11 protein-coding genes and 1 riboswitch are annotated in these 10,399 nt (G+C 70.8%); of the genes, 4 read left to right on the forward strand and 7 right to left on the reverse strand.

All coding sequences use genetic code 11. The features are described from left to right. Positions 1-29: 29 nt before the first annotated feature. From cobA to C667_RS07810, 7 genes are read right to left on the reverse strand one after another with little or no spacing between them, the layout of a single operon-like run. Entirely contained in the window at positions 30-878 is an 849-nt protein-coding gene (gene cobA / locus C667_RS07780; protein WP_004359949.1) for a uroporphyrinogen-III C-methyltransferase, read from the reverse strand. Between the two features lie 2 nt (positions 879-880). Beyond that, the gene (gene cobO / locus C667_RS07785; RefSeq protein WP_004359956.1) at positions 881-1,489 is read right to left on the reverse strand and encodes a cob(I)yrinic acid a,c-diamide adenosyltransferase; all 609 of its coding nucleotides are present in this window, start codon (positions 1,487-1,489) and stop codon (positions 881-883) included. Then, on the reverse strand, positions 1,486-2,859 hold the full coding sequence (locus C667_RS07790; RefSeq protein WP_004359958.1) for a type II toxin-antitoxin system HipA family toxin: 1,374 nt from the start codon (positions 2,857-2,859) through the stop codon (positions 1,486-1,488). Before C667_RS07790 ends, cobO begins: the two co-directional genes overlap by 4 nt. Then, on the reverse strand, positions 2,853-3,185 hold the full coding sequence (locus C667_RS07795; protein WP_245538444.1) for a helix-turn-helix domain-containing protein: 333 nt from the start codon (positions 3,183-3,185) through the stop codon (positions 2,853-2,855). Before C667_RS07795 ends, C667_RS07790 begins: the two co-directional genes overlap by 7 nt. A 16-nt stretch (positions 3,186-3,201) precedes the next feature. Then, positions 3,202-4,011, reverse strand: coding sequence for an ABC transporter ATP-binding protein (locus C667_RS07800; RefSeq protein ID WP_004359961.1), 810 nt, complete (start codon positions 4,009-4,011; stop codon positions 3,202-3,204). Beyond that, the gene (locus tag C667_RS07805; protein WP_004359963.1) at positions 4,008-4,994 is read right to left on the reverse strand and encodes a FecCD family ABC transporter permease; all 987 of its coding nucleotides are present in this window, start codon (positions 4,992-4,994) and stop codon (positions 4,008-4,010) included. The genes C667_RS07800 and C667_RS07805 overlap by 4 nt, the downstream gene beginning before the upstream one ends. Before the next feature lie 51 nt (positions 4,995-5,045). After that, positions 5,046-6,884 carry a TonB-dependent receptor domain-containing protein gene (locus C667_RS07810; RefSeq protein ID WP_004359965.1) on the reverse strand — a complete coding sequence of 613 codons (1,839 nt, stop codon included), beginning with the start codon at positions 6,882-6,884 and terminating at the stop codon, positions 5,046-5,048. A 134-nt stretch (positions 6,885-7,018) separates the two neighbouring features. Then, positions 7,019-7,256, reverse strand: a riboswitch (cobalamin riboswitch). A gap of 92 nt (positions 7,257-7,348) precedes the next feature. Between C667_RS07810 and cobU the strand changes: the two genes are divergently transcribed. The 4 genes from cobU to C667_RS07830 form a co-directional block, all read left to right on the forward strand. Next, entirely contained in the window at positions 7,349-7,897 is a 549-nt protein-coding gene (gene cobU, locus C667_RS07815) for a bifunctional adenosylcobinamide kinase/adenosylcobinamide-phosphate guanylyltransferase (protein WP_004359967.1), read from the forward strand. 35 nt (positions 7,898-7,932) lie between these two features. Continuing rightward, positions 7,933-8,562, forward strand: coding sequence for a Uma2 family endonuclease (locus C667_RS07820; protein WP_004359968.1), 630 nt, complete (start codon positions 7,933-7,935; stop codon positions 8,560-8,562). Beyond that, positions 8,559-9,620: a nicotinate-nucleotide--dimethylbenzimidazole phosphoribosyltransferase gene (gene cobT, locus C667_RS07825; RefSeq protein ID WP_004359970.1), complete on the forward strand. Its 1,062-nt coding sequence runs from the start codon at positions 8,559-8,561 to the stop codon at positions 9,618-9,620. The genes C667_RS07820 and cobT overlap by 4 nt, the downstream gene beginning before the upstream one ends. Beyond that, positions 9,620-10,399 (forward strand): adenosylcobinamide-GDP ribazoletransferase (locus tag C667_RS07830; RefSeq protein ID WP_004359980.1); only part of this gene is annotated, 780 nt, incomplete at its 3' end. The genes cobT and C667_RS07830, both read left to right, overlap by 1 nt.

Here is a 10,399-nt window from a genome sequence, read left to right on the forward strand (position 1 = left end):
GGTCGCACCCGGCCGCGCACCCGCGGCACTCAAGCCTCGCCCTTCCCATGCACCACCGCACAGCCGGCGTGCGGCAGCGGCGAGGCCTTGGGCTGGTCCTCGGGCTCGAACCAGGCCAGCTTGGGATACAGCCCGACGACGCTGCCGACCACGGTCAGCGAGGGCGGGCGCACACCCTCTTCCAGCACGCGCTGCGCCAGGGTGGCGAGGTCGGCCACCACCACGCGCTGCGCGTGCGTGGTGCCGCGCTCGATCACCCCCGCGGGCGTGCTCGTCGGCAGGCCATGGGCGACGAGCTGCGCGCAGATGTCGGCCAGGCGCGAGATGCCCATGTAGATCACCACGGTCTGCTGCGGGCGCGCGAGCATCGGCCAGTCGAGGTCGATCTTGCCCTCCTTGAGGAAGCCGGTGGCGAACACCACCGACTGCGCGTGCTCGCGATGGGTGAGCGGGATGCCCGCGTAGGCGGAGACACCCGCCGCCGCGGTCACGCCCGGCACCACCTCGACGTGGACGCCCGCGTCGACCAGCAGCTCCATCTCCTCGCCGCCACGGCCGAAGATGAAGGGGTCGCCGCCCTTGAGGCGCACCACGCGCTTGTTCTCGCGCGCCAGCTTGAGCAGCAGCAGGTTGATCTCGTCCTGCGGCAGCGAGTGGTCGGCGGCCTTCTTGCCGACGTAGATGCGCTCGGCCGAGGCCGGCGCCAGATCGAGGATGGGCGGCGCGACGAGGTTGTCATAGACGATGACGTCCGCCCCCGCCACCAGGCGCGCGCCACGCAGCGTGAACAGCTCCGGGTCGCCCGGGCCGGCGCCCACCAGATAGACCCAGCCCGGCAGCGGGCCGGGACGATGAACCGCAAGATCGGGAACTGCCATGCTTACCACTCCATGCCGGACATCGCCTTCACCCCCGCGGCGAAAGCGTGCTTGACCGGCGTCATGTCGGTGACGGTGTCGGCGGCCTCGACCAGCGCGGGCGGCGCCCCGCGGCCGGTGACCACCACGTGCTGCATCGGCGGCCGGGCGCGCAGGTCGGCGAGCACCCGGTCCACGTCGAGGTACTGGTACTTGAGCGCGATGTTGAGCTCGTCCAGCACCACGAGGCCGACCTCGGGATTTTGAAGCATTTCGCGTGCCACCGCCCAGGCAGCTGCGGCCGTCGCGACGTCGCGCGCGCGGTCCTGCGTCTCCCAGGTGAAGCCCTCGCCCATCACGTGCCAGGCGACGCCCGGCTGGGTTCGGAAGAAGGCCTCCTCGCCGGTGTCCGAGCGCCCCTTGATGAACTGCACCACGCCCACCCGCATGCGGTGGCCGAGCGCGCGCGCCACCAGGCCGAAGCCCGCGCTGGACTTGCCCTTGCCATTGCCGGTGTTGACCAGCAGCACGCCGCGCTCGGCCTGCGCGGCGGCGATCCTGTCGTCGACGACGTCCTTCTTGCGCGCCATGCGGGCGTTGTGGCGGGTGTCGCGGTCGGGGGTCTGGGTCATGTCGGGTCTATCGTCCTTTTTTGGTTCTGAAGTCGGCGCGCGCTGGCGCGCATGCCAGCGGCGATCGTGGCGAAGACATCCTCGGGGAACCCGGCCGGCAGTTCGGCGCCAAGCTTGTCGAGCACCGGGTCGAGTTGCGCGAGCACGTCCTCGACGATGTCCTCCATGTCGGCGCCGAGGCCGCACCGGTGCGCCATCGCGTTGAAGTGCCTGCGCTGAATGTCGCGCAGCCGGTAATGAGCGTTGCGCCCGCGCAGCGCCATGGCGAGGCGCAAGCGCGCCGGATCGAGCCGGTTCTCGCCTGTCCCCGCAACCGGCCACGCCGACAGCACGTCGTACAAGGGCGCGAGCCGGTAGCGCCCGCCCGCGAGCAGGAAGATGGAGAAGTTCTTCGCGTGCCCGTCGGAGGCAGCGAGCATCCAGAACAGCAACTGCGCCTTCAGCACGATGCGCAGATCATCGTCACGGCGCACCGAGCCCTGCAGGATGCGGGCGAGGTCGAGCAGGCCCGGGCCGCCATCGGCCTCGTACTTCAGCGCCGGCGGAGTGGCGGTGGCCTGGCAGAAGTCCTCCTGCGGCAGGCGCAGCCAGTAATCGCCCGTAGCGGACAGGCGACGATCGAAGCGTTCGACCACGAGCACCTTCTGCGTGCCAAAGTGTTCGATCTCGCATTGCGCCACCGGCAATCCGAACGCCGCCAGCAGGCGCGCGCACAGCCACTCGTTCTCGACCGAGGTGCGCATGTCCGCCTGCCTGTTGCCGACCAGGCCGAGCGGCAGCTTGAAGATGTGGGTGGTCGGCGTCGCCCCGAGCGGGCGGCACCAGCGCCCCGCGTGGCGGGTCAGCGCGGTCTTCTCCTGTGCGCCGGCGATCGAGATGCGGAAATCGTCCAGGTCGGTCGCTACCTCGCCAAAGGCGCGCACCGGCGCGACGGCCGCACGCAGGAGGTGCTCGACATCGGCCTCGTCGAGTGGCTCCGCGTCGATCCGGAAGACACCTTCCGGCCCCTGCCCTTCGGGCAACAACTGGACCGCGCCCACGCAATCGCGCCCGATCGCCTGCAGCAGTTCGAAGACGCCCCTTCCCGGCGTGCGAAAGCGTGCCTGCAGGCGCATGCGGATCTGCTCGCTGTCGGGCAGCAGGTTGTCGAAGTAATTGCGTACCCGCAGGCCTCTCAGCGCCGGGGCGGCTGCGTCGAGCGGCATCGGCAGCGAGAGCGACAGCGGGCGCGCCTCGGCCGACTCGAGCCACTCGGGCGCATAGCGGAAGCGATCTTCGCCCTGCGCCGTGACCTGCCACTGACCGACGCGCAGGCCGTTGATCCAGACATCGAGCACGCGCGCCTGCGTGCGCTTCCCCGGGCCTACCATTCGCCTTCCGCCTCGACGGGTTTGCGCTCACCGAGGGCCAGTTCCAGCCCGAGCACGCCCGCGAGCGCGAGCAGACGGTCGAAGGTCAGGCGCTCCGGGCGTGTCTCCAGTTCGGAGAGCCGGTTCTGGCTGATGCCGAGCCGCGCTGCGACCTCGGCTTGCGACAGACCGAGCGCCTTGCGCCGGCCGACGAGCAGCTCGGCGGCTTGTTGCGGAGAGTAGAGTCTGGACATGGCGTCGTATCGATGATCTCGATAAATCCAGGATATCGCTTTTCTCGATAAAAGCAAGAAATCGGAAATCCCGATATCGAGCGCTGCAGCCAATCCGGAACCGCTCCGCTCAATCCGGCAGGAACACCGCCCGCCCCGCGTGCTCGATGCGCCGCAGCGGATGGCCGAAGGCCTGGCTGAGCAGGTCGGCGCGCAGCACGGTGTCGCGGTCGCCCGCCATCACGCCGCCGCGGCCGTCGAGCAGGATGATGTGGTCGGCGTAGCGCGCGGCGAGGTTGATGTCGTGCAGCACCAGCACGCTGCCGCGCCCGGCGCCGTCCTCGCGCACCAGGCGCTGGAAGAGATCGAGCGCGGCGATCTGATGGTGCAGGTCGAGATGGTTGAGCGGCTCGTCGAGCAGGAAGAGGCGCGGCGCCTGGGTCAGCAGGGTCGCGATCGCCACGCGCTGGCGCTCGCCGCCGGACAGGGTCTGCACGTCGCGCTGCTCGAAGCCGGCCAGGCCTACCGACTCCAGCGCCGCGCGCGCGATCGCCACGTCCTGCGGCCCCTCCCAGCCCCAGCGCCCGAGGTGCGGATGGCGGCCGACCAGCACGGTCTCGAGCACGCTGGCCGCGAAGGGGTCGGGCTGCTGCTGGGCGAGCAGGCCGCGAAAGCGCGCCGCCTCCAGGGCCGGCCAGGCCGCATAGGGCAGCCCGCCGATGCGCACCTCGCCCACCGTGGGCTCGCGCAGGCCGGCGAGGGTGTGCAGCAGCGTGGTCTTGCCCGCGCCGTTGGGGCCGAGCAGCACCAGGCACTCGCCTGCCGCCAGGCTCAGGCTGAACTCGCAGCACAGCCACCGCTCGCCCACCTTGAGCGCGAGGCGCTCGGCCTCGAGCAGCGGAGCGTCATCCACGGGCAGCACGCGGCGGGCGGCGTTCATGGCGTACCGCGCGGGCTGCGCGAGAGCAGAAAGAGGAAGACCGGCACGCCGATCAGCGCGGTGAGCACGCCCACCGGCAGCTGCTGCGGCGCCATCACAGTGCGCGCAGCGGTATCGGCCAGGGTCAGCAGGGTGCCGCCGGCGAGCGCCGCGGCGGGGATCAGCACGCGCTGGTCGTTGCCCAGCGCCAGCCGCACCAGGTGCGGCACCACCAGGCCGACGAAGCCCACCGAACCCACCAGCGTCACCGCCGTGGCGGTGAGCAGCGAGGCGAGCACGTAGAGCGCGACGCGCAGATGCCCGACGCGCACGCCGAGCGCGCGCGCCGTGAGCTCGCCGCGCGCGAGCACGTTGAGGTCGCGCGCGAAGGGCATCACGGCGACCAGCGCGAGCGCCAGCACCGCCAGCGCCGGCCACGGCCGCGACGCCGCGCTGGCATCGCCCATCATCCAGAACAGCATCGACATCACCCGCGTATCGGGCGCCAGCGCCAGCATCAAGGACACCGCCGCGCCGCAGCCGGCGGCGACGATGACGCCGGTCAGCAGCAGCCGCGTCTGCGTCCAGCTACCGTCACCGTGGGCGAGCCCGAAGACGAGCAGCATCGCCGCAAGCGCCCCGGCGAAGGCCGACACGTCCACCCAGAACACCGCCGCCCCGAGCACCATCGCCCCCAGCGCCCCCACCGCCGCCCCGCCCGAGATGCCGAGGATGTAGGGGTCGGCGAGCGGATTGCGCAGCAGCACCTGCATGAGGGCGCCCGCGGTCGCGAGCAGGCCGCCGCAGGCGAAGGCGGCGAGGGCGCGGGGGAGGCGGAGTTCGCGGATCACGGTCGCACCCATGCCTTCCTCACCGGCCAGGGCGGCGAAGACGTCGGTCGCCGCGACCGGCAGCTCGCCAGCGACCAGCGCCCACAGCAAGGCCATCGCCGCGGCGGACAGCAGCACCGCGGCGATCGCCAGCGGCGATCGCCTGCAGCGCATGGCCGGACTCAAGCGCGACTCCCCGCGCAGGGCGACGGCGGGCATCGCCGGTCAGTGCATCGCGTAGCGCAACGCGACGAAGGCACTCCTGCCCGGTGTTGCGAAACCCTTCGCAAGCTCATGGTCCTTGTCGAGAAGATTGTTGGCACGAACTTCGACGCTCCAGTCGCGCGCCATGGCGTAGTGCGCGTAGGCATCGACCAGACCGTAGCCTCCCAGGCGGTTGGACACCGCGTTCGGCACCTGATCATAGCGTCGCCCCTTGCCGTTCCACTCCACCCCCCAGGTCCACGCGCCCACCGCACGCTCCAGCGCGAGTGCCCCGCCGACGCGAGCGCGGCGGCCGAGCTGATCACCGGTCTTGTCGTCTTCCGCGTCGAGCAGGTCGACGCTGGCGCGCAGCCGGTAGTCGCCGAGGCCCGCGGACAGCGCCGCCTCGACCCCCTGGATGTTGGCCCTGCCCACATTGGAGGCGATGCCGGTGCTCCAGTCGATGAGGTTCTTGATGCGGTTGTTGAAATAGGTCAGGTCGACACCGACGCCGTTCCGCTCCCAAGCCACGCCCAGCTCGCGGTTGAGCGCCTCCTCGGGCGCGAGGTCGGGATTGCCGCCGAAGCAGCCCCAGGCACCGTAGCACTCGAGCGGGAAGTACAGATCGTTGAAGGTCGGCGCCTTGAACGCCGTGCCGATGCTGGCATGGGCACGCCACTCGGGCGACAGCCGATAGCCATAGGCTGCGGTGCCGGTGGTCTTGCCGCCGAATTGCGAGTTGCGGTCGTGGCGCGCATTGAGCTGGACGTTATGTCGATCGAATTCTCCGCCCCAGCCGAGCAGGAAAGCGTTGATGTGGCGACGCGTCTTCTCGAAATCGGAGGTGGTCTTCACGCGCTGTTGCAGGAACTCGTACGCCGCCATCAGCGAGCCGCCACCGAGGGCGACATCGTGTTGCCAGCTCAGTTGGCGCTGCGTGGTGTCGAAACGGGAACGCGTGCTCGCGTTCGACTGGTTGTCGAGGGCGTCCACGCCGTGCCCGAAGCGCAGGGTGCTGGTCCAGTCGGCGGAATGCTGCTTGCGCAGATACGCACCGAAGGTTTCGGCACGCTTGTCGAGGTAGGAGTCGAAGGGCTGTGCCGCGTCATACCAGTTGCGCATGTCGGAATACAGCACGTTGACGCCGATCTCGTCATTGCCGCCCAGGTCCAAAGCCAGCGACGCGCTCAGGTAATCCTCACGGAAGCCATCGTCGTCGGCATCCGCAGCGGTCACCGAGCTCGGCCGTGCGTTGAAGCCGTCGCCACGCTCGTGCCCCGCCGTCAGGCTATAGCGCAGACGCTCGTCACCGCCCGCGAGCGTGGCGCTCGCCTCACGCACGCCATCCGTGCCGGCCCCGATGCGCACCGAGGGCTGAAAACCCTCGCGGCCCTTGCGGGTGAACACCTGGATCACGCCACCGAGCGCATCGGCGCCGTACAGCGCGCTAGCGGGGCCACGCAGGATCTCGATGCGCTCGATGAGCTCGAGCGGGATCGTCTCCAGCACCGGAGAGCCGCTGGTGGCGGAGCCGATGCGCACCCCGTCGACCAGCACCAGCGTGTGTCCGGAGTTCGCCCCGCGGATGAAGATGCTGCCGCTCGAGCCGGGGCCGCCATTGCGTGCCATCTGCACGCCGGGTCGCGAGGACAGCAGGCCGAGGAGACTGGAGTGCCCGGCGCGAGCGATCTCGTCGCGCTCGATGACATCCACGCTGGCCAGTGCCGCATCGGCGCTGATCGGCTGGCGGGTGGCGGTCACGACGACGTGGCCGAGTTGGGCATCGGCCGCATGGGCGGCCGGCGCGACGGAACAGGCGAGCGCGCACGCGGAAACGAGCGCAGAAAGACGGATTTTCATTGTTGGAACTCCCTTCGCCATGCCGCGCGTCCCCGCACGCCATGGCAACCTCACATGGACGCACCGCGAGCCGAGTCGAACCGAAGAGAGCAGGAGAACCCACCGCGCCCGTCGCCGCCACCCCGCGGCACATCCGCCAATCCGCGTTCCGGCCGGTCTCCGGGCTCGTGCGCTGTGCCGGCCTGATGGCCGGACGGGTGGGTCGCCTTCCCGGACATGGATGCCCAGTGGCTGCATGACGCACCTTGCGCGCACTTACCGTTGCGGGGGCAGCACAGGCATTGCGGCCTCGTTTGCGAGGGGCCGCGCACCTGTTTCCCGTTTAACCCGGGGCGAGAAACGCCCGCGGGCACCGATAACGCGTTGCCCCTTCCGGGGCAGTGGGGTCGGATGATACCGTACGGGGCAGTATCGTGCACTGCAAAAAGAGACAGGCAATTCACCATGCAAGGCCAGGCAAGACCATGACATGCGAACTCATCCTCGGCGGCGCGCGCTCCGGCAAAAGCCGCGAGGCCGAACGGCGTGCCGCCGGCTCCGGGCTAGAGGTCACGGTGATCGCCACCGCCGAGGCGCTCGACGAGGAGATGGCGGCGCGCATCCGCCGCCACCAGGCCGACCGGCCGGCGGGCTGGCGCACGGTCGAGGCTCCGCTGGCGCTCGCCGAGGCGCTGCGGCGCGAGGCCGCGCCCGAGCGCTGCCTGATCGTCGACTGCCTCACGCTGTGGCTATCCAACCTGCTCGCCGATGCCCACACCCTGCCCGCCGGCGCCACAGCCGAGGACCTGCCGCGCTTCCGCCACGAGCGCGACGGGCTGCTGGCCGCGCTGCCGACGCTGCCCGGCCGCATCGTCCTCGTCGCCAACGAGGTGGGGCTCGGCCTGGTGCCGGAGACGCCGCTCGGGCGGCTGTTCCGCGACGAGGCCGGACGTCTCAACCAGATGGTGGCGAGCGCATGCCGCCGGGTTGTCTTCGTCGCCGCCGGCCTGCCGCTGGTGCTGAAGGAAGGCTAAACTTCGCGGCGAAGCACACTTTCCGGGAGAGGGCTGTGGGGCTGCCTGCACAGAAGCACAAGATGACGCTGGAAGACTTCCTGGCCTGGGAGGCGGAGCAGCCCGAGCGCTGGGAGTTCTTCAACGGCGAGGCCTTCATGATGGCGGGGGGGTCGGACGTCCACAACGCGATCAGCCTCAACACGGCTTTCGCCTTGCGCCAGACCCTGCGTGGCACGCGCTGCAACGTCTTCATGTCCGACGTCCGCCTGCGCCTGGCCGAATCGGACGACCTCTTCTACCCCGACGTCTTCGTCACATGCTCCGACGCGGACCGCGCCCGTCGCCAGGTCAAGGAAGACCCGGTCCTCATCGCCGAGGTGCTGTCGCCCTCGACCGAGGCCCATGACCGCGGCGACAAGTTCGCCGCCTATCGCCGCTTTGCGGAACTGAAGACCGTGCTCTTCCTGTCGCAGGACCGTGCCCACGTCGAGTGCTTCACCCGCGGCGACGACGGGCGCTGGGTGCTGAGCGAGGCGAGCGGCGAAACGGCCCGTCTCGCCCTACCCGCCTTCGACTTCGAGCTCGCGCTCGCCGACCTCTATCGCGACCTGCCGGACGCGGAAGCCACCGACCCGGCGCCCGTCCCCCCTCCCTCCACACCACACCCGCCCCCCGCCGCATGAAGCCCTACGCCATCGCCTCGCCCGACCCCCTGCTCTCCGCCGCAATCCGCCACAAGATCGACCGCAAGACCAAGCCACGCGGCGCACTCGGCCGCCTGGAGGGGCTCGCGCACCAGATCGCGCTGATCCAGCAGACCCTGGACCCCGAGCTGCGCCAGCCGCACATCGTCGTCTTCGCCGGCGACCACGGCGCGGCGCGCGCCGGGGTGTCGGCCTATCCGCAGGACGTGACCTGGCAGATGGTGGAGAACTTCCTCGCCGGCGGCGCGGCGATCAACGTATTCACCCGCCGGCTCGGGCTGGACCTTACGGTGGTCGACGCCGGCGTCAATCACGATTTCGGCAAGCGCCCGGGGCTGATCGACGCCAAGATCGCGCCCGGCACGGCCAACTACATCGAAGACACCGCCATGAGCGCCGCGCAGCGCGACGCCGCGCTCGAGCGTGGGCGCGGCATCGCCCATGCGCTCGCCGACAACGGCTGCAACTGCATCGGCCTGGGCGAGATGGGCATCGGCAACACCGCGTCGGCCTCGCTGCTCACCCACTGCCTGGTGGGCGCCGAGCACGACGCCGAGCTGTACACCGTCACCGGCCGCGGCACCGGCCTCGACGACCCCGGCCTCTACCGCAAGCGCAGCCTACTCGCCCAGGCGCTGCAGCGCGGCGGGCGGACACACGACCCGCTGGAGGTGCTGGTGCAGTACGGCGGTCTCGAGATCGCCATGATGGCGGGCGCGATCCTCGGCGCGGCCGAGCGACGCATGCTGGTGCTGGTCGACGGCTTCATCGTCACTTCGGCGCTCCTCGTCGCCCACGGCCTGGCGCCGGCGGTGCTGTCCTACTGCGTGTTCGCGCACCGCTCGCAGGAGCCCGGCCACCGCGTGCAGCTCGACTTCCTGCAGGCCGAACCGCTGATGGAGCTCGACCTGCGCCTGGGCGAAGGCACCGGCGCGGCGCTCGCCTTCCCGCTCGTGCAGGCGGCGGTCGATTTCATGAACGAGATGGCGAGCTTCGAGTCCGCCGGGGTGAGCGACCAGGCCCGCAGTCCGGGGTGATGCGCTACCAGCTCGAACTCTTCTTCACCGCGCTCGGCTTCTTCACCCGCATCCCGGTGCCCGCCTGGGTGCCGTGGTCGGCCGAGCGCATGAACCACGCGGCGCGCTACTTCGCGCTCGTGGGCTGGGTGGTGGGCGCAGTCGGCGCGCTCGGCTACCTCGCCCTCGCCTGGCTGCTGCCGCCCGCCGTGGCGGTGATCCTGTCGATGGCGCTCACCATCCGCCTGACCGGCGCCTTCCACGAGGACGGCTTCGCCGACAGCTGCGACGGCCTCGGCGGCGGCTGGGACAAGGCGCAGGTGCTGGCGATCATGAAGGACTCGCGCATCGGCAGCTACGGCACCATCGGCATGGTGCTGATGTTGCTCGCCAAGGCGGCGGCGCTGGTGGAACTGGCCGAGCCGGCAGCGCTGGCCTCACTCGCCGGCTCGGCTGCGTCTGTGCTGCCTGCCGACCCCATGTCGCCAGGCGTGGACGTGGCGCTCGCCCTGCTCGTCGCCCATCCGCTGTCGCGCCTGGCCGCCACCGTGGTGATGCACCACCTGCCCTACGTACGCGCCGACGACTCCGCAAAGTCGGCCGCCGTCGCGCGCCCGCTGGCACCGGCCGAGCTCGCGCTGGCCGCCGCCTGCGGTCTGCTGCCGCTGCTCCTGCTGCCGCCCGCCAGCGCGCTCGGCGCCCTGCTGGCCGCTGCGGCGGTGACGGTGTGGACCGCGCGCCTCTTCCGGCGGCAGCTCGGCGGCTACACCGGCGACCTGCTCCGCGCCACCCCCCAGGGG

The organism is Thauera phenylacetica B4P, assembly GCF_000310225.1.
Lineage (GTDB): Bacteria > Pseudomonadota > Gammaproteobacteria > Burkholderiales > Rhodocyclaceae > Thauera > Thauera phenylacetica.